We start from the raw sequence: 24,211 nt of genomic DNA on the forward strand, positions 1-24,211 counted from the left end.
ACCCGCGCCGGATGAAGGGCCAGGGAGACTTCCATGCTTGAATCGCGCCCTGGCGACTTGTTCCAGCCGGGTGACCTGCTGAACAATACCTACAGGATTGAAGGCCTGCTGGGTCGCGGCGGCACGTCTCATGTCTATAAGGCACGCTCGGAAATCTCCGGCAACCTGGTCGCCCTGAAGGTGCTGAAACAGGAACTTGCCGCCAATGAGGACTTTACCGTTCTGATGGCGCGCGAGGAGAATATCCGCGAAATCCGCCATGCTGCGGTGGTGCGCTATTCGGAAAATCACCGCACCCCGGACGGCCATATCTATCTTCTGATGGATTATGTCGAAGGCCCCGGTCTCGACAAGCGCCTGAAGCAGGGACCGATGGAGGCTGAGGACCTGCTGGTGATTTGCCGCCGCGTGGCCCAGGGCCTGCAGGCGGCGCATATCCGGAACATCGTCCACCGCGATCTTAGCCCGGACAACATCATCCTGCGCGGCGGTGACCCGGCCGAGGCGGTGATCATCGATTTCGGCATCGCCAAGGACACCAATCCGGGCGCCCAAACCATTGTCGGAAATGAGTTTGCCGGCAAATACTCCTATGCCGCACCGGAGCAGATGAGCGGAAACACCGACGCCCGCTCGGACATCTATTCGCTGGGTGCGCTGCTGTTGGCCAACTTCCGCGGCGCGGCGCCGAAACTCGGCGCCAATCCGATGGAAGTAGTTGAAAACAAGCAAAAACCACTCGACACAGAAGGCTTGCCTGAACCTTTCAAAACCCTGATCGAGCGGATGTGCGCCCCGGATCCGAACGCGCGGTTCCAGAATGCAGGTGAAGTTCTGGCCTTTCTGGATGATCCCGATGGCGGCAGCCTGGGGGATATCCTGGATGGCCCGGCTGAAGACGCCACCATTATCGTGCCGCAGACCAGCAAACCCGCCCCGCCGCCACGATCCTCGGCCAAGCCGGTTCAAGGTAAGGCAGAGGAGACAAAGGGCGGCCGCGGCGGTCTTTGGGCGGCTTTGGCGGTTTTGCTTCTGCTCGGCGGCGGCGGGGCTGGCGCCTATTTCAGCGGCATGCTCGACAGTGTTTTCCAGCCCTCCTATCCAGTCGCCCGCCCCTATTCTTTCATCGCCGAAAAAGCCCCCGATGGTCCGGTCCAAATCGTTGGCAACGTGCCAAGCGAAGCAGCACGGGACGCCCTTTTGGCGCTGTCCCAGGATGCCGATCTGACTCTGGCCTCCGGCGCGATATCCGACACCTGGGGCGCCGATGTGCTCAACACGGTTGAACCGCTTGAGGGTTTGCGCGAATGGCGCCTGGTGGTCAGCAACAACAAGGCGCGGCTCACCGGCTCCACCGACGACACCAACGTGGCCGAAATGCTGAACGAGCTGTTCCGCAACGGCCTGCCCGGCGCCCTGGAAGGCAAGGCCGAGATCCGGTTCGAGCTGCCGATGCTGCCGGTGGCCGAGGTCAAGGCAGTGATGGAGGCTTTTGCCGATTGCGGACCGCTGCTGCGGGACGGCAATGGCCATTACGACGGTTACGCGCCCAGCGACCCGGTGCTGATCAGCGGCCGCGTCGCCAGCACCGCCACCCGGCTGGAACTGTTCGATGCGCTGCGCGCGCTGGCGCATGAACGCCAGGTGGTGCTGGATGTTGAGGTGCTGAACGACGCGCTATGTGTTGTCGAACAGCATCTGCCCAAAGCCCCGTCCGGCGGCGCCGAAGTGAAGTTCGCCGTTGGCGGATCAAGCGTTGAGCCCAATCCATCAGGCCGATTCTTTGTCGGCGAAAACCCGGTCATCGATATCGTGCTGCCGGATGATGTGACCGAAGGTTACCTGACCGTGTCGATCCTGGATGTTTCAGGCAATGTATTCCATTTGCTGCCCAATATCTCGCGCGAGGACAATGCTGTTGCCAGCCTGCGGGACGGTGCCGCGGGCACAGTTCCCGTGCGGGTTGCCTATAGCCTGGAAGAATCCGCCACCAACGGCGGCATTGCCTTCAAGGTTGACGACAGCACCCTTGGGAAAAGCAAAGTGGTGGTCCTGCACTCCGCAGAACCGCTGTTTGACGGCATGCGCCCGACGTCCGAAAGCGCAGTAGGGTTTGCCGAAGCCTTGCAGGCCAGCTACGAGGCGGATTCCAGCCGCATCCGCTCGCTGGACAGCCGTATTCTGGTGACTGCAAAACCCTGATCAGCGGGCCGGAGATTTTTGGCAATTCCAGCTCGGAAAACACACGTGGTTTGTTCCGTTTCCTTCGTCAGGAAACGGCGGAGTCACAGGACGTCAATCACCACTGCGGTAATATTGTCCGCACCGCCCCCGTTCAGTGCGATCTGGATCAGCTGATCGCCGACGGTCTCCAGCGGTGTGCCGGACAGCGCATCCTGCAGGATCTGGAAGGTGGCATATTTTGTCAGCCCGTCCGAGCAGATCAGGAAGCGGTCGCCAGGTTCCGTATCACCGCGGATTTTGTCGATCTCCAGCTCTTCCCCAACACCAACAGCACGGGTGATCGCGTTGGATTGCGGATGCTGCTCCGCCTCGTCCCATGTCATTTTTCCAGCCAGCACAAATTCTGCCACAGCCGAGTGATCCTCGGTCAGCATTTCGATATGCCCGTCCCGCAGCCGGTAGATCCGGCTGTCGCCGGCCCATAGCCCGGCAAAATGCTGATTGGCCATCACCAGCGCCGCAACTGTCGATCCGATTGTGCCGCCGCCACGGGCTTCCGCCTCGGTCCGGATTGCCTTGTGCGCGTTCTGTATCGCCTCGCGCAGCGCATGCATCCGCGCCGCAGGATCCAGACCCAGCGGGATCATGGCCGCAGCATCGGCTATCAGCCGGCTGGCATAATCCCCTGCGTCGTGCCCCCCCATTCCGTCTGCCACGAGCCAGATATCATGCTCCGGCAGCGCCAGAACGGCATCCTCGTTGACCTTGCGCTTAAGCCCCACATGGGTTTGCGCGGTGTAACGGTATTTGCGCAATTGGTTCATCACAGCCCCTCCGCATCCGCCCAAACCGGTGCCCCGAGGTCAAAAAGCCCCAGTGCGGTGCCGCCTTGCGGCAGATCCGCACAGGCCAGCCTCCGCGGCACGCCATCCAGCATCGCCGTCCACAGGCTGCAGCCGGTCAGCCTCCCTTCCAGTGCGGCACCCGCCAAGGCACTTGGCAGTACTTCCGGCCCCTGGGCACCGGCCAAAACAAGACCCGGGCCTGCGGCCGGCAGCGGATCCGCCGATCGTATGTCCGGCATTGGAATACCCGCAAGCGCTTCCGCCAGGCTGTCCTTGGTCATCGTATCCTCCAATGCATCCAGCGCCACATCTTCCAGCCGTTCAAACAGCGCATCCTCGCCAAAGCAGGGCACGGCGGCCGGACCATTCCCTGGCAGCGCCGCCATCAGCGTCAGCGGAAACCGCCTGCCTACCCGGTCAACCGACGGCATCAGCACCCCGATCACCCTTTGCGCTCCGGCCAGTCCGGCAGGCAGGGTAAACCGCCAGATCGGAGCGGTCATGTAGTGGGCATCAAAACCCGGGCCATAAATCTCGCGCCCGTCCAGCATAACCTGCTGCAGCCAGGCATCCCAAACCCGCACAAATCCGCCCGGTGTATTCAGCCGGAAAAAATCCCCGGCTGAAGGCATCTTACCGAATGCACCGAACCCCGCCATTACATCGACTTCGGGCAGCTGAATTTTGCCATTGCCGGCAAGGCAAACGGGTTGATGACAGATCCGGATTGCAGTTCGAACAGTGCTAGACGCCCGCCAACGCGGAAATTCACCCGCCGCCGGTCCGAGACATTGGTGCGCCGCACCTCTGCCGCATCCAGCAGCCGGAACCAGGCCCAAGGCCCATCGCGCGACATCACGTTCTCGGCGTCGCGTTTCTTGGGCAAAAGGGTGATCCGCGCCAGCCCCACCGACCCCGGCCAAGTCACAGCCACAGGCGTCGGCGCACCGGACCGGTGGTTATAGGCCACTTTGGAACCATCGATCTCCAGCACAACCTCCTTCGCCTTGGGGTCCAGCGCGTTGACGGTGATCTGAAACTGCACCGCAGGCTGAGCACCGCCGGCAAAAAACGCCTCCTTGATCTCGGCGGCATATTGCATCTGCTGCAGCACCGCCGGGCTGATGCCCAGATCCACGTCATTCACCCGCTTCCAGGTCCAGGGACGGCTGCGGGTATCGACGTATTTCAACAGCTGATCGTTAAAGAAGCCATCAATCATCCCGCCGGGTGCAAACAGTTTGGCAAAATCCGCCATTGCCACATCAGCGCGGGCCGAGCGGTTGAACGGATAGCGGTTCCCCAGCGCCTGCTCGCAGAACGGCAGCACCGCCGATTGCCAGCGCGCATTGATCGACGCACGGGTGCCCTCTGAGGTGATCCCCGAAGACCCCGCGGAAATCTGCGTTGCCCAGCGGGGCAGCGGCCCGCCCATCCGGCTGGCGGTCTGCTGGAACTGCAGCAATGCCTGGCCGCTTTGCCCGCCTGTGGCCACGCCCGAGAAGGACATCTTGTTCAGCTCCTGATAGACCTGCTGCAGCTGGCCCATCAGATCATCCAGCTGCGAGGGCTGGCCTTCGGGCCGGTTCACCAGATTGTACAGCCATTCAAACCGTTCCTGCACATAGGCGCCCGGCGGCTTGGCGGCCTGTCCGGGCGCATTTTCAGCAGAGCCGACCAGCGCCTCCAGCAGGATCTGGCCCTGGATCGACAGATTGGAGCGCGCCTCAATCGCGGCCACGTTCTGGGCACCCGCAGCAAGAGTGCCCGCGTCCAGAATTGATTTATCCTCGTTCAACCGGGTCTCGGCACTGACGTCGGTCAGGATGTTGACGATGGGCGAGGTTGGCCCCGACAGAACATTCGTGACCTCAACAGCGTGGGACAGCGACTCCAGCGGGATAATGTCGATATCCCCCAGGATCTGGTCATAGCGGCTGATATAGTCGTTGTAGTACAGGTCCAAAACGTCCCGGCTGAGCTTCAGCAGCACTGCCTCGTTCTGGGCGGCATCACTTTGCTCGCCCAGCACCCAGGCTTCGCGGTGGACCCTCTCGGCGACACTGACCGCCTCCGGCAGGAATACGTTGTGGAAGCCGTCATAGGTGAAGACGCCTTCGATCCCCTCGTTCAAGGGTTTGCCGGAACTGCGCACCAGCACCCGCATGACCGACGGTCCGCCAACATCCGTGATCCGCCACTTCGCCAGCGCCGTGGCCTTCTTCGAATTCAAAATGCCGTTGTAAACCCGCTGCGCCAGCGGCATTTCCGACAGGATGTTCTGCGCCTGGGCAATCAGCGGGCCATTAAGGGCAATCTCCTCCATCGGCTGCGACAAAAGCGCGGTCAGATGATCCATCAGGTCGGCACGCAGCTGGTTGCGGGCGATGCCGGGATAGGCGATCCGCTCCCAATCCAGCCGCATCCACTCCTTGATCAGGTCCTGGTTCATCGGCCCCTGCAGGCCCAGCATCAGATAGATTTTCAGTGCTTCATACAGCGTGTCGGGATTGTTGATATTTCCCTCGATCTGCTGCTCCAGCCGCACCAGCAGCCGCGGCAGCAACCGCTGGTTCAGCGCCGCGCGGTAGGTCTGTGCGGCTTGGGTGCCGATCACCTCGCCCTGATACAGGCCATAGGTCATGGCGCCATCGGGTTCCGGATCAGACAGCACCGGATTGCCCGGCATGTCGCGCAGATTGTTGAGCGCAGCGGCCACCGGCACCAGATCGGTATCGCCGACCGGGCTGGGCGGCAACTGCGCCGCTGCTGCCTGATAGGCGGCAACCTGACCCTCAGCCTCGGCAATCAGATCGGTGTTCCTCAGATAGGACCGCACCCAAAGCGCACCCATAGCAACGGCCACCAGCACTGTCGCAGTGATCGCAATCCGGCGGGTCCAGCGGTAGCGGCGTTCGACCTTGTCATCCGCCGACACCAGCCCCGCCTCGGGGAACATCACACTTTCAAACAGCCGGGTCAGGAAGAAAGACCGCCCGGTGCCCTGCCCGGTGCCAATCGCCTGCCGCCCGATGCCAAAAGTCTGCGCCATGCCCAGCATCAGCCGGTCGATCGGCGTGCCTTCCTGGGTGCCGGAGGTGAAATAGACCCCGCGCAGCATCTGACGCTGTTCATAACGGTTGTCCTGAAACACCTCGGTCAGAAACTCGCGTGCAACACCGCGCATCGAAGCCACCTGCGCCGGGAAGCCGGCAATCAGGGCGCGGCGCTGGTGGTCGGTCTCGGTCTGCATCTTTTCCAAGAGCTGCGCATTGACCTGCCCCAGCAGCAGCCCGAACTCCTCGTCAAACCCGGCAATCGGCGCGGCGTCCTTTTTGCCCTTGGGCAGCGGCAGGGTGAAACCCCAGACCTGTTCGCGGTCCTCTTTGCCCAAAGAGTCGTGAAACTCCTGAAAGCCGGCAATCAGGTCGGCCTTGGTGAACAACACATAGACCGGAAAACGCACGCCCAGCTTCTCGCGCAGCTCCGCCAGACGGCGGCGCACGGCAGCAGCGTGGCTTTTCTGGGTGATCTCGTCCTGCAACGACAGGTCCGACAGCGAGATCGCGATGATCGCACCGTTGATCGGCTGCCGCTTGCGGTACTTCTTCATCAGCCCCAGGAAACCCAGCCAGGCGGCGTTATCCGCCTCGGCGTCGCTTTCCTGGGTGGTGTAACGTCCCGCCGTGTCGATCAGCACCGCCTCATTGGTGAACCACCAGTCGCAGTTGCGGGTGCCGCCGACACCGCCAATCGCAGCCTTGCCCAGCTTTTCAGCGAGCGGGAATTGCAGGCCGGAATTGACAATCGCCGTGGTTTTGCCAGCGCCCGGCGGGCCGATCATGATGTACCAGGGCAAATCGTTCAGATGCCGGCGGCCGCCCTTTGACTTGCGCAGCTCCTTCATTGCGTCCTTGAACTTGCCGCGCAGTTCGCCGATTTCCTCGGACAGCACATCGTCTTCCGAGGTATCCACCGCTTCGGCGATCTCCTCGGTCATCTCCTTGTCCTTGCGGCGGCGCCGCCAGAAGATGATGCCGATGATGATGAAGTACAAAAGGAAGATCACCCCGATGGTGATCAGCCGCGACGTCACACTGTCAAACGGGCGCCAGTCCTCGCTGCCGATGAAAGGGGTGAAATACCAAACACAGGCCGACAGCACCGCTGCCAGGATCAGCAGGATGGTATAGATCGACCGGAACAGCGGAAAGATATAACGGCGGATCATCCTTCAACCTCCTGAACCAGCAGGATTTCGATCCTGCGGTTCTTGGCACGCCCTGCGCGGGTGCTGTTGTCTGCAATCGGTTCCTTGTCGGCGCGGCCCTCGGCCGACAGCCGGTCCGGGTCGGTCATCACCTTGGCCATGCCTGCCATCACCGATTTCGCCCGCGCCAGCGACAGCGCCATATTGGATGGGAAGCGGGAGGAGCGGATAGGAATATTGTCGGAATGGCCCGCCACGATAATCTTGCCCTTTTCGTCATTCAGCGATTCAGCCACCCGGTTTACCGAGGACCGGAATTTCTGGCTGAGCTGGTCCGAGCCCGAGCCGAACATGCCCGAACCGGCCAGCCGGATAATCAGCGTGTTGCCCTTTTGGAAGACCTGCACGATGCCTTCCTTGATCTCCGGTTCCAGGAAGCCCGAGACCTTGGCGATCTGTTCTTCGGTTGTTGGTGCAGGCGGCGGCGGCGGCGGTGGCGGCGCACGCCGTTCCAGCTCTGCCTTGGGGCCGGAATCGACAATCGTCAGCTGCCCGACCACATTCTCGGTCTGGTTCGACAGCATCCAGCTAAGGCCCAGAAACTGCAGCGCCAGCAGCGCGCAGGTGGCTGCCAGGGTGATCCACACCAGCCGCCAAACCGACAGTGCCTTGAACGGTTTGACCAGCCCTTCCCAATGCGGCGACAGATCGCGCTCTACGGGTCCGCGCTGGTTGCGGATGATCCGGGCCAATGCGCCGCGGATCTGCAGATGTTTCTCGGAACCGCCCTGCTCCACCCGCAAACGGCCCTCAAATCCCAGCGACAGGCACATGTACAGGAATTCGAGCATGTCGATATTGCCGCCCGGCTCTTTCTCCAGCCGTGCCAGCAGGTCATAGAACCGGTCGCCGCCCACCACCTCGCGGTGGAATGTGGCCACCATCGACTGCAACCCCCAGGCGGATTGCCCGCCCCAGGGCGTGTTCAGCACCACGTCATCCAGCGTCGCGCACAGCGCATAGCGCGCAATTTTCACCGTCTGGGCGGCAATGCCTGCCTGCAACGCGCGGTTCTCGAACGCGCGCACCTCGGCCACCACATTCTTGCGTAAGCCATCCGGGTCCATGTGCTGGGCCCGGTTGCGGATCCGGCTGATCAGCGCAAACAGGGTCGAGGCACAGGCCGTCAGCTGGTTCATGCCCGTCAGCGCCATTTTCGGCGCCTTCGCCCCGCCCGCGGCAGCCTGTTGTTTCGGCGCAGCCGCCTGCGGCACGCCATAGGCATCCAGCCCCGGCTCAGCCGGCTGTTCCGCTCCGGGCTGGACCTGCGGTGTCTCCGGCTGCTGTACCGGCGTGGCCGTCCGCCGTCCGCCAGGGTTCGGCTTGATCACCGTCTTGTCGGTATCCCCCGGTTCGGCAAAGGGATCGTCATAATCAGCCATCTCAGCATCTTCCCTTATGCATTACGGATCGCCCAAAGCTCCATCTTGAGCCCCGGATACTGCCCAGACACATGCACTGCGATGCCGCCCGAAGTGGTCATCTTGCGCCAATAGGGGCTATCCGCGTCCATCTCGAAATAGACCACGCCGGAGTGATAGGGGATCTGCCGCGGTGCCACCGGCAAGGGCCGCAAGGTGATCCCCGGCAGCGCCGAATTCACCAGCTGGCGGATCTCCTCGACGGGTCCTATCTTAGCCTGGCCGGAAAAATGCTTGCGCACGTCCTCGGCCGGAATGTCGGCGCTGACTGCCAGTACAAAACCAGCATTGCCCAGCAGTTTGCGGTCGGCGATGACCCCCACCGAGATACCGTATTTGCGCGCCTCCAGCTTGATCGGGATCGCCGTCTGCTCCAGAACCGAGCTGAGGTATTGGCGCAGCACCCGGATCACCGGCGCAAAGCATTCGACCAGATTGTCATGGGTATAGGGCGGAAACTCCGGCGCCTGTTTTTCGGTCGACATGAATACCGACAGCTCCCCGGCCAGCCCGGCACAGGCGGTGAACAGGCGTTCGGGATGCAGATTTTCAATGTTACGCAGATGGCGCACCTGCGGCAGCATCCGGTTGACCACCGCCAGCAGCATGAAGTCCGACACATCCGCCACCCCGCGGGCACCGCCCGCCTCTGACAGACGGCCCGCCAGCGCCTCCATCCGGTGCGCCAGCAGCCCCTCCAGCTCGCGCAGGAAACCGCTGAGCGCAGGCGCCGCCCGCACATCCAGGCAAGCCGGGACAAAGGCCTGATCCAGCACGATCTCCTTGTCCGGGCGCACCTCGATGATACGCGCGACGGGGATCGCCAGCAGATCGGCCAGATCGTCCACCTCCAGGGCAAACTGCAGCCGCATCTTGCCCACATCCAACTCCACCGGCTTGCGCTCGGTCGAGGTGACATCGGTCACTTCCTGCTTGTCCGGACGCAACCGGCTGGCGGAGCGTTCGGCGCCGCTCAGGTCTACCTCGGTGGCGCCCTGGCGGCGCTGGGGCACGGTGATATAGACGATGCAATCCTTGACCGTCGAGGGCACTTCCATCGCCGGCGGGTGCGGATCCGCCATCGGCACCCGGAACACCGTGCCGTCATGGGTCAGCCCTTCGCAGGACTTCACCGCGAACTGGCCGATCTTCAGCGCCTCATGGTCGATTTCCAGCCCGTTTACACCCCAGGCATAGGAGCCGAGCCGCCGCGCCAGCCCGGCAACCAGCGCCTCGTTATAGCGGTCGGACTGCTGGAAGTGATGCGGCTGCAGAAACAGCCCCTCCGTCCAAAGTACTTTACTGTCCCAGGACACCGGGATCTCCTCTCAGTTGCGGGCACGCGCCAGCGGCGCGGTGCGCATCAGTCCTTCAGCCTGTCCAGCTGATCCTTGTAGGCACGCGCGAACTCGCGGCTGAACAAGTCGTGAAAATCATTCTCAGCCTGATCGGAAATCTCCGCATAAAGCTGTTCATAGACGTCCCAGTATTGCGCCTTTTTACCGCGCAAAAGACCCTTAAGGCCGCCTTTGGTTTCAATCTGGCTTTCCAGTGCCTTGGGGTCGAGCCGTTTCAAGACGCCTTTCAGCGCCGCCTCCATGCCGGTGACCATCGCCACCTCATGCGCCTTGATATCGCGCAGCGCCTCTTCGGCGGCGGTTTCAGGCGACAAGTAACCCTTGGTCGCCGGGCGCACCATCGCCTCAACCGCCTGTTCAGGCGTGATCGAGAATTTCAGCGGATTGTTTCCACCCGCCGAGATCATCGTCTGTTCAATCCGGAATTCAGACTTGATCGAGGTCCGCGTCATCAGGATTTCGCGCAGGCCGGTAACCAGTGTCCGCATCACCCGGCCCATGCGCGCCATGGTGCTGGCGTGTTCCGCCGGATCAAGGCTGACTTCGGCGCCGGCACCCTTCAGGAACGCGGCCACCGCGTCCTGCGCCTCCGCTGACGGCGGGGCCGCTGGCGCGATGGTCTTCTCTTCCCCCGCAGCCGTATCCTGCACCGGCGGTATCTCGGTCGGCGGTGCGGACGGCACTTCCGGCGGCGGTGCTGCGGGCGGGGTTTCCGGCACCGGGGGCGGAACCTCCCGCGGCGGCGGTGCAGGTTGCGGATCGGGGGCAGGCACCGGGGTTTCCGGCTCGCCTATACCGGACAGGAAATCATCGTCCCAATCGTCCGGGATCATGTTCGACTGCGCTGCAGGCACCGCAAACCCGTCCGAAGCGGTCGGGTTGTGGTTGGCCAGACTGGCCCCCTCACCTTCGCGTCCATCGCTGGCTTTTTGAAAGAACGGATCTTCTTCCTCGCCCAGGGGCGGCAGCAGCTCATCGATCGGATCCACCGGGTTCAGCTGAGCAGGCCCCTTCAGCCCCTCGCCCAGCAGATCATCCAGGAAATCACCGCCCGGTCCCGCGTCTTCCAGCAGCTGCAGCGGATCCGGCGCATTGGCGGCATTGCCGTGCGAGGCCGGCCCCTGCGCGGCGGGGGCAGCAATCATGCCGCCGACATCCGCCAGATCATCGCGGATTTCCACCACCAGCTCATAGTTGCCGACGCACAGCACATCCCCATTGTTAAGCGGCGTCGGCGTGCGGCCCAGCGGGATTTTGGAATAGTTCAGAAAGGTGCCGTTGGAGCTAAGGTCCACCACCACCACATTGCCATTGTGATCCTCGATCACGCAGTGATTGCGCGACAGCAGCTGGTCCGGATCCGGCAGCACCAGGTCGCAGCTGGCGCCGCGTCCCACAGTCAGGCTTGGCCCCCGCATCGGAACAGGGGCCGCATCGCCGGGCATTGCGCCCGAGCTTTGGAATTTCAACGTCACTCCCATGCCTGGGCTTATCCTCCCACCAATACGGTGACCTGCCCCAGGGTGATCATGCCGCCGCACGCTGCCGTATCCATGATACGCGCCGCAGGCAGGCTGTTGATCAATACCGTGCCGGACCCTTTGACGATCGGGTGCGGCGGCGCCGCGGTACACATATCAGAGACCCGCGCCGCAGGCAGACCGCCCACCAGCACGGTCACCGCGCAGGGCGGCAGGATCGGCGTCGGCACCGGCAGCACCGGCGGCGGCGGGGTGGAGGGCAGCATGCAGGCATGCAGATCCGTCATCCGGGCCTGTGGCATTCCCATAACTTACATCCTCCCTCAGCTTTGCGTTGCCGCTTCCGGCACCTGGACAACCTGCCCCTTGCCGCCACGCGCAATATCCAGCGCCCGCTCTATCAGAACGCCGCCGTGTTCTTCAAACTTATCAGACAATTGACCCAAGGCCACCATATTCATGGCAAAGGCCGCCGCCTCGGACGCGCCTGCGGGGGCGGGATATTGATTCAATTCTCCCGGTCCCAGGGTGCCGGCCGCATAGAGCACCGCCAGCGCGCAATTCACCGTGTCATCATCCACATAGGCATGATCCAGGGTGATACGCGCCTTGTCGCGGTTTTCCTCGGATGGCTCAAACACCCAGGCCTCCGACGCCGTCAGCGAGGCCGGATCCTGGTCCGAGCGCGGCCCGATGTAATCGCGCGCCGCCAGACAGGCCCACCAGACCCGCTCCCGCGGGGGCAGCAGCACTGCCAAAAGCCGCAGCAGATCGACCAGCGCGCCTTTGCGGTCCAGCTCCTCCAGCACAGTTCCCGCCAGCGCCGTGGGCGGCGCCTCCAGCGGTGTTTTCAATATAACATTTGCCCGTGACAACAGCTTGGCCACCGGGTCAGCGGGCATTTTCACCAGCTTTTCAAATCTTGCCGACATCTGCACCACCTAGTTGATCATCGTGAGGCCGCCCTTCAGGGTCAGCATGGCCTCGCCTTTCACGGTGGTCATCGGCGCCTTGGCCTCAACCATTCCAGAGCCTTCGATCTTGATCATCGGCCCCTTGATCGTAACACCGGAATTGTCGATTTTTACCTCAGATGCCCCCACTGTCAGCTTGATCTCCTGACCTGCGCTCATGGCGATCTTGCCCGCGGTCACATCAACCGTCAGATTGCCCAGCGACACGGTTTCCGAATGGTCCCCCTTGGCAATGGTTTCGGTCAGGTTGCCGGTATCCACATCCAGGGTCATATTGCCGGTCTGGATGGTCTCGGACTTGTCGCCGGTTTCCACCACCTCGGTCCGGTCGCCTTCATGCACGGTTTCCGTCATGTGCTGCTGAACCGTGAACAGGTAGCTCTTTTCATCCGCCCCGGTCACTTCCGGATCGGGCGCATCCATGCCAACAGTCACCGTCGAGCGGTCCTTGACCAGCATCTGGTGATCCTTCTGCGCCTGCACCCGCATCAGCTCGCTGTCTTTCTTGTCATCGAACATCAGCTCGTTATAGCCGCCGCCGCCCTTGGAGGAATTGGTTTTGATCCCCAGCTGGGTCTGATCATCGGGGTAGCTATAGGGCGGCATGGTTTCAGCATTGTAAAGCATTCCGGTGCAGATCGGCCGGTCGGGATTGCCGTCCTCGAACTGGATCACAACCTCCTGGCCGATCCGCGGGATCGCCACCATGCCCCAGTTCTTGCCGGACCAGGGTGTCACTACCCGTACAAAGCAAGAAGAGGTCTCACTCATCTTGCCTTCCCGGTCCCAATGGAACTGGATCTTGATCCGGCCATGCTTGTCGGTCCAGATCTCTTCGCCGCTCTGGCCGACCACGGTTGCAGTCTGCAGTCCCTGCACCTCCGGCCAGGGGGTCACCAAGGGCGCCCGGAACTGATCGGCCTTCAAAATGGCGCTGAAAGTCGATGCATAGACGTCATGCTCCATTTCCTCGGGCACATCCATATTGCGCGCCTTCAGGTCGCGCCGCATCGCCCCCTTGGTCGCAATCTCTTTCTTTTTCTGGCTTTCCCGCTCGCCGTAATCCCAGGCCACCTTGACATGATGCTCCGCCTCAATGACGAGATATTCTTTGTTGTTCTCCTTCACCGGATGTTTTTCCATGGTGAAGGTGCTGCCGGTGCCCAGGGTCGCCACACTGGAGGCGCCGCGCCAGCGGATGTGCCGGATCGCCTCCGCTTCCATCCGCACCCTTGAGCGTTTGTCACCCAATGGGGTCTTGGACGGATACCGGCCCTGATAGTCATAAACTTCGTAATTCTTGTAGGAATGGCTGCCCTTAAGTATTTCAGTGGCCGCCTTCAGATCCGCCGAGGGCGTTTCAAAATTGAAATCATTCAGCGTGACCTTGCCGCGGGTCAGGATCTCTTCCTTGGTCCATTCCGAGATATGCTCCTCGCGCCGCCGGTCGCTGTCATCGCGGGCGTGGAACTCAATACCCGCGCCGCCCTTGATCGGCGCGTGCCCGCTGACACCATCGCACAGCACCAGCTTTTCAATCGCGGTATCGCCAATGGGACTGTCGAAGTAGAAGTATATCCCCTCTTCCTCCATCAGACGGCACAGGAAGGCATAATCGCTCTCGCGGTATTGCAGGCAGTATTCGCGCGCCTCGTAAGAATCGCTCAGCTTGTCGGTGAAATCGCTGAAACCGTACTCGCTGAACAGCTGCTTGATGATATCGACAGACGTCTTTTCCTGAAACACCCGCAAGTCGCTGGTCCGCGTCAGCAGCCAGAACCAGGGGCGCACCTCCGCCACATACATCTCGTAGCCGTTGCGAAAGCCCAGATACTCGACCGAAATGCACAGCCCGTTGAACTGATGCTCGGTCTGCTGGCGCATCACATGCACATTCATCTGCTTGCCGACCAGATCCTGAAGCTTGGGCTGGCTCTTGGTCGCGGCAAACTCAATTGTGGTCTCGGTCAGCTTGCTCAGCCCCTCGCGCACAATCGCACGGCTCATCATCAGGCCGTCGGTGGAATATGTCCCCGACATCCAGGCGAGGTCGTTTTCATGGCCCTTGCTTACAACCATGTCTCCTCCTTTCCGCGACGGGAACCGGGCCGGAAATCGCCGGCAGTGTTCTCAAACATTCGCATCATAAATCATCCAAAAGCGCGGCGAGGTCCGCATCCATTTCATCATCATCCCCGTCATCATCATCGTCGTCGTCCCCGAACGACGCCAACAGGTCGTCCAGATCCCCGAGACCATCGTCATCCCCGCCGTCGTCTCCAAGGTCCAGATCGTCCAGGCCGAGATCATCCCCATCATCTCCGCCCAAATCCAGATCAAGATCCAAATCATCTTCATCATTGCCGCCGTCCGCTGGTTCGGCCGGCTTTGGCTGCCCGCGCGGATCCGGCGGCGAGGGTTCCGGCGCCGGCAATCCGGTCCAGGGGCCCAGGATCTCGCTGCCCTTCAGAGAATTGAAGGAGGTCAGCCGCACCTCGTCCCGCCCCTTGACCGCACTCACCGCCATGAACCCGCGCTCCTGCGCCAGCGTAATCTTGTCCAGATCAATATTGCGCTCGGTGCAAGGCAGCGCCACCTGATCGCCGAACTTATCGTTCACATAATGATAGGGCATCTCCCCCAAAGTCATGATTTTACCCAGTTGAAGCGACGGCCCGTTCTGCCGGAACGACCGCCCCAGCAGGATCGCCACCAGCACCACCGGGTTGGCCCACAGCATGCCCTTCAGACCCTCGGTTTCAGTAAATTCCTCAAAATCAAATTCATAGCAAGGCTCAGTCTTCTCACCATATGGGCGCCGCAGCAGGAACCGCGGGCTGACAAGCCCCAGATGCCCGGCCTCCGCCATGCCCTGCAACGTATCCCAGGCATCGGCCACCAGCTTGGGCCGCTCCGCCTTCGGGGTCTTCAGGAACTCCGGCGAAATCGCGGCAAAGAACGGTGCATCCACATGCGCCGCCACCCGCGCAATCCGGCCCAAGAGTTCCGCATGCGGCGGGGTTTCCTCAAACTGATACATGCCGATCAGCGCCGAATAACCGCCGCGCCCGTTCTCCTCGTCCAGCGGCTCTTCGGTCAACAGCCGCACAAAACCGGTTTTCGACAGGTCTTCTTCCGCCGCCAGATCCACCGCCAATTCCTCGGCCGAGATGTCATACAGCATCACATCCAGCGTATCGTCATCCTCGATCGAGCGCGCCATCAGATCAAGCGAGCGCCACTGCGCCTCCACCGACTGGAACTCCGGATGGTGCAGCACCAGCCGCATCGCATCCGACAGCGACTCATCCACCGCCTTTTGCATTGCCGCCACATCGGGGTCCGGCAGCGCCCGGATATGCGGGCCGACGACCCGCGCCAGCAGCTCCTCCACCGGCGAGGCCGGGCGCGGGGTGATGCCGGTTGCCCCGATCAGCTGCTGAAAGGCGCTCAGCCGTTTGTCGGCCGGCACTGAATTACCCGCCGAGGTCCGCTTTGGCGCCCGCGCCTTGGTGCCGTGTTTCTCCGCCCAGGCCTTCAGCGTGCCCGCCGCATGATCCGCTGTCGCGCCGCTTTGCAGCTGTTTGCGCAGCCCCACCAGTTCGGAAAACAGTTCAACGTTTTCATACAGCTCATCCGGGTGCAGACCATCCAGATCCTCCAGCTTGACCGCAATCCCGGCGCCGTCCTTGCCGATCGGCAGCACCAGTTCAGCCGCAAAGCTCTCGATCACATCTTCGACCGTATCCGGGTCCAGCAGGATCGCCTTGCGGGCTGCCAGACCGTCGCCGGTCTCCAGCTGCCCCTTGGCCGCGCGGCCTGAGAAATCACCCAGAATGGCCAGCCGGAACCGCTTGCGCTGCAGCTTCTGCGGATCAGGGCGGTCCGCGCTCATGGTGCCATAAGCGAACTCGGGATCATCGGGTACTTCAACCGCCGCAGCCTCTGCCCCGGGGTCGTCATCGTCGGTGTCCAGGTCCCCCAGCAGCGCATCCAGATCGTCGCCCCCCGTGTCCCCGGCATCCTCTTCCTCACCGCCAAGATCCCCCAGCAGATCGTCCAGATCCATATCGCCATCATCACCCATCAGGCTGTCCAGATCGGAATCCGCATCTCCCAGCCCGCCCAGCAGCGCATCCAGGTCATCCTCGGCACCCGCGTCTTCTGCCGCCTCCTCCGCCGAGGCCTCCTCGCCGAGGCCGGCCAGCAGACCGTCCAGATCGCCCTCCTCTTCCTCGCTGCCGAGATCGCCTAGAAGATCATCGAGGCTGGCGTCTTCCGCCTCCTCCGCGCTGTCCTCATCAAGCCCGCCCAGCAGCGCGTCCAGATCATCATCGTCCGCCGCTTCATCACCGGCGGCGCCATCATCGTCCAAACCGCCAAGCAGATCATCCAGGCTGCTGTCTTCTCCCTCTTCTGCGGCGCTGTCGTCCGGCGCGTCCAGACCGCCCAGCAAGCTGTCCAAATCATCGCCGCTATCCTCTGCGCCCATTGACGGCTCTTCGTCCGTATCACTCAATAGCGCATCAAGGTCATCATCCTCGGATGCAGGCTCATCATCGTCCGTCAGGTCTCCTAGAAGACTGTCCAGACCGTCATCGCCGGCAGGCTCTTCCGCATCACTTCCGCCATCCAGCAAGGCGTTCGTTTCCAAATCTGCGCTGTCTGGCCCGCCCTCGCCTTCGGCAAGGTCCGCCAGTATGTCTTCCGCGGCGCCCTCCTCGGGCGCATCGCTGCCAAGGTCCGCGAGCAAGTCATCCAGACCGCCATCCCCAGCGTCATCTTCTGCAGGCGCCTCCAGCGTGTCCAGCGCAGCACCCAGATCGTTGTCCCCGGCATCGTCCTCTGGTTCTTCCAGCCCGCCAAGGATACCGTCCAGGACATCCTCCTCCTCGGGCGCGTCCTCCGCATGATCCTCTGCCAGACCGGCCAGCACGTCTGCGGCGCTGTCCTGGCCGTCCGTTTCCTCAGGCGTCTCAAGACTGCCCAGCACCGCGTTCAGATCTTCACCTGGATCCTCATCTTGCTCCGGGCCGCCCGCCAGCAACCCTTCCAATACGTCAACGGTCTCGTCTTCCGGCGCTTCTGAAGTCTCAACCGAGGCCAGACTGTCCAGGGCATCCTCCGCCGCGTTGCCGCTGTCTTCCTCCTCTGCAGCGTCTTCCAGCAGACCTTCCAGAACATCGTCCAGGCCATCCTCCGGGCCGCCGTCTTCAATGCCGCCTTCGACGGCGGCATCAGCCAGGCTGTCCAGCGCCGCAGCGGCTTCGCTGCCGTCATCCTCTGCAACCGGCTCAACATCTGGAAGTCCACTTAGAACACCGGTTATATCTTCGCCCTGGTCTTCTGCGATCTCTACCTGGGTCAGACTTTCCAGAGCTGCCTCCGCCGGATCATCGGCGTCTGCCTCTTCCGGCTGTAAGCCGGCCAGCTCATCCAGAACCGCTGCGGAGGCATCAGAGACATCCGCGTCCGGCACATCTGCCGCCGCCAGACTTTCCAAGGCGGCACCCGCGGTATCATCTTCCGCTTCATCCTCCGGCGCCTGATCTGCCAGCCCGTCCAGAATGCCAGTGTGATCCTCCGCGGGCTGCTCTGCAGTTTCAACCGCAGCGAGGCTTTCCAGCGCATCATCAGCCGCCGTGTCTGCCTGCTCCGGCACATCAACGTCCGCGAGCGCATCCAGGACACCGGAATGATCTTCCATTTCAGCTTCCGGCACGTCCGCGGCTGCCAGGCTGTCCAGCACCATCCCGGACACATCCTCCGTGCCGGCGTCCCCGGGTTCCTGCGCCGCCAGCCCGGCCAGCACTTCGCCAGAGGTATCCGCTTCTTCCCTTTCAGGCACGTCCGCCTGCGCCAGCCCCTCCAGAACAGATGCCGCGCCGTCCTCTTCTTCGGGTTCCGGCACGCCGGTTGCAGCCAAAGCCGCCAAAGCATCCGCCGCATCATCCCCCGGTTCGGGGTCTGCCGGTGCGGCGGCGCTTAGACCCGCCAGCACGTCAGCGGATGTGTCTTTGGGTGCAGCATCCTGCGGGGCCGTATCCCGCAAACCTTCCAGAATCCCCGACGAGGCATCCTCTGCCGCCTGATCTTCCGGCACCGCGTCGCGCAATGCGTCAAGAATCCCGCCGGATGCATCCGCAGGCGCTGCTGCCTCCGGAGCCGCCGCCGCCAGCCCGGCCAGCACATCGCCGCTGGTATCTGCCTCTTCTTCAGGCAGTTCCAGATTGCGCAGACTGTCCAAGGCCGCAGCGCTGCCGGCATCCCCCGCCGGCGCCGACACAGCCGCCAGCAGCGACGGGTCGTTCAGGATCGTCTCAATCAGCGTTTCGGCGCCGGTCTTGCCGTCCATATAAGCCATCAGGTTCTGCAACTGGGTGCGCGCCTCCAGCAGCGGGCGCAGCGCATCCACCTTGGCGGCAATGGCGCCGGGCGAGAAATCCGCCATGCTTTCAAACGTCAGATCGACCGCCAGGTTGCCTTCACCGGTCAGCGTGTTGGGCACGGTAAAGGCGGCGCGCGGCGCCATAGATTTCATCCGTTCGTCAAAATTGTCGACATCGATTTCCAGGAATTTGCGGTCCGCAACTGCCGGCTGCTCAACCGTGGACTTGCCCGCAAGGTCGCTCATCACGCCCATCACAAAGGGCAGCTGCACCTTCTTTTCGGCGCCATACAGCTCCACGTCATATTCAATCTGGACGCGCGGCGCCCGGTTGCGGGCAATAAACTTTTGCGAGCTGTCAGCCATTTCCCTGCCCTTTCAACTGCGCAATTTCCGACCGCAACGCCTTGATCTCCTCGTGCAGCTCCCTCACATGCGCGTCCACCACATCGGTCTCGGATTTCACCAGATTGCGCAGTTTCTCGAATTCGGCCTCGGCGTCCGCCTCCACCGCGGTCTGCATGGTATTGACCAGAAGGCCGATGAACAGGTTCAGTACCGAAAACGCAGTGATCACGATGAACGGCACAAAGAAGGACCAGGCAAAGGGGAACTCCTCCATCACCGGCCGCACGATACCCATTGACCAGCTTTCCAGCGTCATGATCTGGAACAGCGAATACAGTGACCGGCCCAGGGTGCCGAACCATTCATCAAAGGCCTGCCCGTACATCATCGTGGCCATCACGCCGAACACATAAAACACGATAGAGATCATCACGATCACCGCGCCCATGCCCGGCAAGGCATCCAGCAGCGCCTGCACCACCGCCCGCATCTGCGGGATGACCGACAGCAGCCGCAGCGCCCGCACCACCCGCAGTCCGCGTAGCGCCGACAGGCCCTGGCTGTCCGGGAACAAGCCGAACGAGACCACAATCAAGTCAAAGATATTCCAGGCCGAAGCAAAGAAGCGCAGGCCATGGGCAAACAGCTTCAGCGCCAGTTCCAGAACAAAAATGCCCAGAACAACAGTGTCGATGACATCCAGCAGACCGCCCGCATGCGCCCGCACCGCAGCAGAGGTACCAAGTCCCAGAGTGATCGCATTGAAGATGATGATGCCCAGAATGGTATTGGTTACCCATTGGCGCTCAACAAATTCCCGGGCCCGGTCCCGGAGCGTCCCTTCGGTTTGCGCGCTGCTGTCCAATTTGTTTCTCCACCCGGTCTTTCAATTCTTGCCGGGCACGTTCTGCGCCCGGCGGTCTTGCATCATTTGTCAGGCCGCGTCGAACACGGTCCCGTCCAGCGCCTTGCTGGTGATTTTGTCGTAGGCATAGCCGCCGACCGCACCGCCCACGCCCAGGGCCAGATCCTTGGCGCCGGTAGCAATCGAGTTGCCGTCAATCGGCGACAGCGCCAGGGCAGCGAACTTCAACCCCTCGCGGAACACCTTCAGCGCTTTGGGGTCCTTGATCGTCAGTGCCTTCACCCGCTTCATCAGCTCCTTGATATTGCTGGCCCAGCCGCGCGCATCGCCGTACATGATCTGGATTTTGTCGATGGCTTTCTGAACCTCGGCATAGTTTTTCGCCAAGGCTGTATCCAGCGCCTTGCTGATCATCACCAGCTGGGTCTTCTTGTCCTTGATCGGATGCTTTTTCAGCTTCTTGCCGACCTCGGCCAGGAATTCCTTCTTCAGTTTTTCCTGCTGTTTCAGAATCTTGTTCAGGTTCTTGGACAGGTCATGCATTTTGACGACCATCTGGGCGTATTTCGCCTTCAGCGTATCTGCCGAATCCTCCACCGTCTTGACCGACGGCTGCGAGATCCCAAGGAACTCCTGGAACACGGCCGCCGACACCTCATTCGCTGCATTCAGCGCCTTGTTTGAGGCCGCCTTTTCCACCACCGCCAGGTTTTTCACCAGGATGGTCTTGGACTGGTCGATATTGATCGCCAGCTTGCCAATGTCCTTGGCCAGCGTGACGCCGGACTTGATCAGGCCGATGATGCCAAAGGCCGCGCCCGCGCCGCCGGAAAACGGCGAGGTCGCCATCGCGGCGATGCTCACCGCCAGCCCGGCGAGGGTGCCGGCAATGGACACGCCGATCTTGATCTTGAACTTGGACCATTCCTTTTTCTTCTTCTGCAGGCTGGTCCAGGCCTTTTGCGCCGCCAGCTCGGCGCCCTTTTCGGCCACTTTGACGTCATTTTTGATGGCGTCATTCAGCCCTTTCAACTGTTTTTCCATGTCCTTATCCGAGGCACCCTTGGCCACCATCTGGACAAACAGCTTGTCAAACACCTTGCACTTTTTCTCGATGGTGTCCTTGGTCTGCTCCAGCACCTCGTCGGCACCGGCATGGAATTCCTGCTGCAGAAGCGGGTCCTTCTCGACCCCCTTCTCCATTTTCTTATCCAGTTCGACCACCACCTTGAACGATAGTTTCGGCGGCTCCACCATCTCCAGCCCGGACACTTTGATGTCCAGGTTTTTCAGGTCCATAACAACATGTTTAACCATAGGATTTCCTTCCCACTGATTACTCTCGGACGCGATCAGTCAAACGCGTATGAAAATTCCCCGTCGGTGACGCCGATAGCAACTTTCTCGACGTCCTTGCCCTCCATCAGGCGGCGCAGAAATTCGTTTGAGATATCCGGCAGCATGGTGTTGGTGACGATCGCGTCGATCATCCGGCCGCCGCTGTCCAGCTCCTGGCAGCGGTTGACGATCTCTTCCACCACGGCGTCCGAATACTCAAACGGCACCCCATGCGACTCCTGCACCCGTTTCTGGATCCGGCCCAGCTGCAGCTTGGTGATCTCGCCGATCATCTCCGGGCTGAGCGGATAATAGGGGATCGCCACCAGACGCCCCAGCAGCGCCGGCGGGAACACTTTGACCAGCGGATCGCGCAGTGCTTTTGCCATGCCCTCCGGCTCCGGCATCAAGTCCGGGTCCGAACACAGATCCATGATCGTTTCGGTGCCCACATTCGACGTCAGCAGGATCAGCGTGTTCTTGAAATCGATGATACGGCCCTCGCCGTCCTCCATCACACCCTTATCAAAGACCTGGAAAAAGATCTCATGCACATCCGGGTGCGCCTTTTCAACCTCGTCCAGCAGCACCACGGAATAGGGCTTGCGCCGCACCGCTTCGGTCAGCACCCCGCCCTCGCCGTAACCGACATAGCCCGGAGGCGCGCCTTTCAGGCTGCTGACGGTATGGGCTTCCTGATATTCCGACATGTTGATGGTGATAACGTTCTGTTCACCGCCGTACAGCACCTCGGCCAGCGCCAGCGCGGTTTCGGTCTTGCCCACGCCCGAGGTGCCAGCCAGCATGAACACCCCGATCGGCTTGTTCGGATTGTCCAGCCCGGCGCGGCTGGTCTGGATCCGTTTGGCGATCATCTTCATCGCGTGATCCTGGCCGATCACCCGTTTCGCCAGATGTTCTTCCAGGTTCAGAATGGTTTCGATCTCGTCCTTGACCATGCGGCCTACTGGAATACCGGTCCAGTCGCCCACCACGCTCGCCACCGCCTGATGGTCGACAATCGGCAGGATCAGCGCGCTGTCGCCCTGCAGCGTCTCCAGCTCAGCGTTCTTGTCCTTCAGCTGCTGCATCAGTTCTGCGCGGTCTTCATCGGACAGCGGGCTATCGGCAGCGCCCTCCGCGCCGTCTTCCCCAGTATCCGGGGCTGTGTCCACGGGCGCGGCCCCCTCCCGGAGCTTGGCGCGCAGGTCCAGAATGCCCTCGACAACCGCCTTTTCCTTGTCCCAGCGTTCGGTCAGCCCGGCCAGCCGTTCCTCCTCAGCCGCTTTGGCAGCCTCCGCCGCCGCGCGCCGGTCTGCGACCTCATAGCCTGCGGTCTCATCCCGGCCGATGATCTCCAGTTCGGTGGTCAGCGCCTCGATCCGGCGCTGGCTGTCGTCCACTTCAGCCGGAACCGCGTGTTGGCTGACCGCCACGCGGGCACAGGCGGTATCCAGAAGGCTGACGGATTTATCGGGCAGCTGGCGTGCCGGGATGTAGCGCGCCGAAAGGCTGACCGCAGCCTCGATCCCCTCGTCCAGCACCTGCACCCGGTGGTGATTTTCCAGCATCGAGGCGATGCCGCGCATCATCAGGATTGCCTTCTGGATGCCCGGCTCATCCACCTTCACCACCTGGAAGCGGCGGGTCAGCGCCGGATCCTTTTCGATGTATTTCTTGTACTCGGCCCAGGTGGTGGCGCCGATGGTGCGCAGGGTGCCGCGCGCCAGCGCCGGTTTCAGAAGGTTGGCCGCATCGCCGGTGCCTGCCGCGCCGCCGGCGCCCACCAGCGTGTGGGTCTCATCGACAAACATCACAATCGGCACCGGGCTGGCCTGCACCTCGTCAATCACCTGGCGCAGGCGGTTTTCAAACTCGCCCTTCATGCTGGCGCCAGCCTGCAACAAACCCACATCCAGCACCAAAAGCCGCACATCCTGCAGCGCAGGCGGCACGTCACCGCGGGCAATCCGCAACGCAAATCCCTCGACCACCGCGGTTTTGCCGACCCCCGCCTCGCCGGTCAGGATCGGGTTGTTCTGCCTGCGGCGCATCAGGATATCGACGATCTGGCGGATTTCCTCATCCCGGCCGACAATCGGGTCAATCTCGCCGTTGCGCGCCTGCTCGGTCAGGTCGGTGCAGAATTGCTCCAACGCCTCGCCCTTGCCCATTGCGCCCGGCGCCATCGACCCGGAAGCCTCGCCCGGTTCCGCACCGCCGCCGGTGACATTCGATCCATCCTGCGCGCCCATCCGTTCCTCGGGCGAACCATCAGTGGCATCGTTGAAGTTATCCGCCAGATCATCAGCGCCGATCCCGGCCAGCTCCGGCGACATATTTGACAGAATGTTGCGCAGGGCCGGTGTCTTCAGCATGCCCAGCAGCAAATGACCGCTGCGCACCTGGCCTGCCGAATACAGCAAAGATCCCCAGACCCAGCCGCGTTCCATCGCATCCATCAGATGGTCCGACAGATCCGAGATCGTCGACGCGCCGCGCGGCAGCATGTCCAAAGCACGGGTCAGTTCGGTGGCAATCTTGCCGGCATCCAAATCATAATGCTGAATGATCCGGTGAATGTCGCTGTCCTGCTGCGCCAAAAGCTGATGCAGCCAATGCACCAGTTCGACATAGGGGTTGCCCCGCATCTTGCAGAACACGGTTGCGCTTTCCACGGCCTGGTATCCCAGCTTGTTCAGCTTGCCAAACAGCGCCACGCGGCTGATCTCGGTCATC

The 24,211-nt window shown here is 62.1% G+C and carries 14 protein-coding genes and 1 pseudogene; 1 reads left to right on the forward strand and 14 read right to left on the reverse strand.

Annotated features, from left to right (window positions below; genetic code table 11):
* Positions 1 to 33: 33 nt before the first annotated feature.
* Positions 34 to 2,202 (forward strand): serine/threonine protein kinase, encoded by a 2,169-nt coding sequence (locus L1069_RS03385; RefSeq protein WP_237454790.1) that lies wholly within the window; start codon positions 34 to 36, stop codon positions 2,200 to 2,202.
* Between the two features lie 83 nt (positions 2,203 to 2,285).
* Here the strand turns inward: L1069_RS03385 and L1069_RS03390 are convergent, their stop codons facing one another.
* From L1069_RS03390 to tssH, 14 genes and pseudogenes are all read right to left on the reverse strand, one after another.
* Positions 2,286 to 3,008, reverse strand: coding sequence for a protein phosphatase 2C domain-containing protein (locus L1069_RS03390; protein WP_237454791.1), 723 nt, complete (start codon positions 3,006 to 3,008; stop codon positions 2,286 to 2,288).
* Positions 3,008 to 3,688, reverse strand: a complete 681-nt coding sequence (gene tagF / locus L1069_RS03395; protein WP_237454792.1) for a type VI secretion system-associated protein TagF — start codon at positions 3,686 to 3,688, stop codon at positions 3,008 to 3,010. Before tagF ends, L1069_RS03390 begins: the two co-directional genes overlap by 1 nt.
* Positions 3,688 to 7,260 carry a type VI secretion system membrane subunit TssM gene (gene tssM / locus L1069_RS03400; protein WP_237454793.1) on the reverse strand — a complete coding sequence of 1,191 codons (3,573 nt, stop codon included), beginning with the start codon at positions 7,258 to 7,260 and terminating at the stop codon, positions 3,688 to 3,690. Before tssM ends, tagF begins: the two co-directional genes overlap by 1 nt.
* Positions 7,257 to 8,681 carry a type VI secretion system protein TssL, long form gene (tssL, locus tag L1069_RS03405; protein ID WP_237454794.1) on the reverse strand — a complete coding sequence of 475 codons (1,425 nt, stop codon included), beginning with the start codon at positions 8,679 to 8,681 and terminating at the stop codon, positions 7,257 to 7,259. The genes tssM and tssL overlap by 4 nt, the downstream gene beginning before the upstream one ends.
* 14 nt (positions 8,682 to 8,695) lie before the next feature.
* The gene (gene tssK / locus L1069_RS03410; RefSeq protein ID WP_237454795.1) at positions 8,696 to 10,036 is read right to left on the reverse strand and encodes a type VI secretion system baseplate subunit TssK; all 1,341 of its coding nucleotides are present in this window, start codon (positions 10,034 to 10,036) and stop codon (positions 8,696 to 8,698) included.
* A 47-nt stretch (positions 10,037 to 10,083) separates the two neighbouring features.
* Positions 10,084 to 11,559, reverse strand: coding sequence for a type VI secretion system-associated FHA domain protein TagH (tagH, locus tag L1069_RS03415; protein ID WP_129373186.1), 1,476 nt, complete (start codon positions 11,557 to 11,559; stop codon positions 10,084 to 10,086).
* 8 nt (positions 11,560 to 11,567) lie between these two features.
* Positions 11,568 to 11,867, reverse strand: a complete 300-nt coding sequence (locus tag L1069_RS03420) for a PAAR domain-containing protein (protein ID WP_129373185.1) — start codon at positions 11,865 to 11,867, stop codon at positions 11,568 to 11,570.
* A 15-nt stretch (positions 11,868 to 11,882) separates the two neighbouring features.
* On the reverse strand, positions 11,883 to 12,491 hold the full coding sequence (locus L1069_RS03425; protein WP_129373184.1) for a hypothetical protein: 609 nt from the start codon (positions 12,489 to 12,491) through the stop codon (positions 11,883 to 11,885).
* A 9-nt stretch (positions 12,492 to 12,500) separates the two neighbouring features.
* Positions 12,501 to 14,612: a type VI secretion system tip protein TssI/VgrG gene (gene tssI / locus L1069_RS03430; protein ID WP_237454796.1), complete on the reverse strand. Its 2,112-nt coding sequence runs from the start codon at positions 14,610 to 14,612 to the stop codon at positions 12,501 to 12,503.
* Positions 14,613 to 14,676: 64 nt separating this feature from the next.
* Positions 14,677 to 18,285 carry a type VI secretion system contractile sheath large subunit gene (locus tag L1069_RS24240; protein WP_343328038.1) on the reverse strand — a complete coding sequence of 1,203 codons (3,609 nt, stop codon included), beginning with the start codon at positions 18,283 to 18,285 and terminating at the stop codon, positions 14,677 to 14,679.
* A gap of 510 nt (positions 18,286 to 18,795) precedes the next feature.
* Positions 18,796 to 19,287 (reverse strand): annotated as a pseudogene (gene tssB / locus L1069_RS03440) (type VI secretion system contractile sheath small subunit); the annotation flags it as partial.
* Positions 19,280 to 20,134, reverse strand: coding sequence for an ion transporter (locus L1069_RS03445; RefSeq protein WP_237454797.1), 855 nt, complete (start codon positions 20,132 to 20,134; stop codon positions 19,280 to 19,282). The pseudogene tssB and the gene L1069_RS03445, both read right to left, overlap by 8 nt.
* A 69-nt stretch (positions 20,135 to 20,203) precedes the next feature.
* Complete coding sequence (locus tag L1069_RS03450; protein WP_237454798.1) at positions 20,204 to 21,451, reverse strand: hypothetical protein; 1,248 nt, start codon at positions 21,449 to 21,451, stop codon at positions 20,204 to 20,206.
* Positions 21,452 to 21,486: 35 nt separating this feature from the next.
* Positions 21,487 to 24,210, reverse strand: coding sequence for a type VI secretion system ATPase TssH (gene tssH, locus L1069_RS03455; RefSeq protein WP_129373181.1), 2,724 nt, complete (start codon positions 24,208 to 24,210; stop codon positions 21,487 to 21,489).
* Between the last annotated feature and the right edge of the window lies 1 nt (position 24,211).

The sequence above is a fragment of the Leisingera sp. MMG026 genome, from assembly GCF_021654205.1.
Taxonomy (GTDB): Bacteria; Pseudomonadota; Alphaproteobacteria; order Rhodobacterales; family Rhodobacteraceae; genus Leisingera.

Excerpts from the sequence above, each read along its gene's own strand:
- L1069_RS03385 (WP_237454790.1), top strand. The coding sequence starts at position 34 with ATGCTTGAATCGCGCCCTGGCGACTTGTTCCAGCCGGGTGACCTGCTG.
- L1069_RS03390 (WP_237454791.1), bottom strand. The coding sequence starts at position 3,008 with ATGAACCAATTGCGCAAATACCGTTACACCGCGCAAACCCATGTGGGG.
- tagF (WP_237454792.1), bottom strand. The coding sequence starts at position 3,688 with ATGGCGGGGTTCGGTGCATTCGGTAAGATGCCTTCAGCCGGGGATTTT.
- tssM (WP_237454793.1), bottom strand. The coding sequence starts at position 7,260 with ATGATCCGCCGTTATATCTTTCCGCTGTTCCGGTCGATCTATACCATC.
- tssL (WP_237454794.1), bottom strand. The coding sequence starts at position 8,681 with ATGGCTGATTATGACGATCCCTTTGCCGAACCGGGGGATACCGACAAG.
- tagH (WP_129373186.1), bottom strand. The coding sequence starts at position 11,559 with ATGGGAGTGACGTTGAAATTCCAAAGCTCGGGCGCAATGCCCGGCGAT.
- L1069_RS03420 (WP_129373185.1), bottom strand. The coding sequence starts at position 11,867 with ATGGGAATGCCACAGGCCCGGATGACGGATCTGCATGCCTGCATGCTG.
- L1069_RS03425 (WP_129373184.1), bottom strand. The coding sequence starts at position 12,491 with ATGTCGGCAAGATTTGAAAAGCTGGTGAAAATGCCCGCTGACCCGGTG.
- tssI (WP_237454796.1), bottom strand. The coding sequence starts at position 14,612 with ATGGTTGTAAGCAAGGGCCATGAAAACGACCTCGCCTGGATGTCGGGG.
- L1069_RS24240 (WP_343328038.1), bottom strand. The coding sequence starts at position 18,285 with ATGGTGCTGGACAGCCTGGCAGCCGCGGACGTGCCGGAAGCTGAAATG.
- L1069_RS03450 (WP_237454798.1), bottom strand. The coding sequence starts at position 21,451 with ATGGTTAAACATGTTGTTATGGACCTGAAAAACCTGGACATCAAAGTG.
- tssH (WP_129373181.1), bottom strand. The coding sequence starts at position 24,210 with ATGACCGAGATCAGCCGCGTGGCGCTGTTTGGCAAGCTGAACAAGCTG.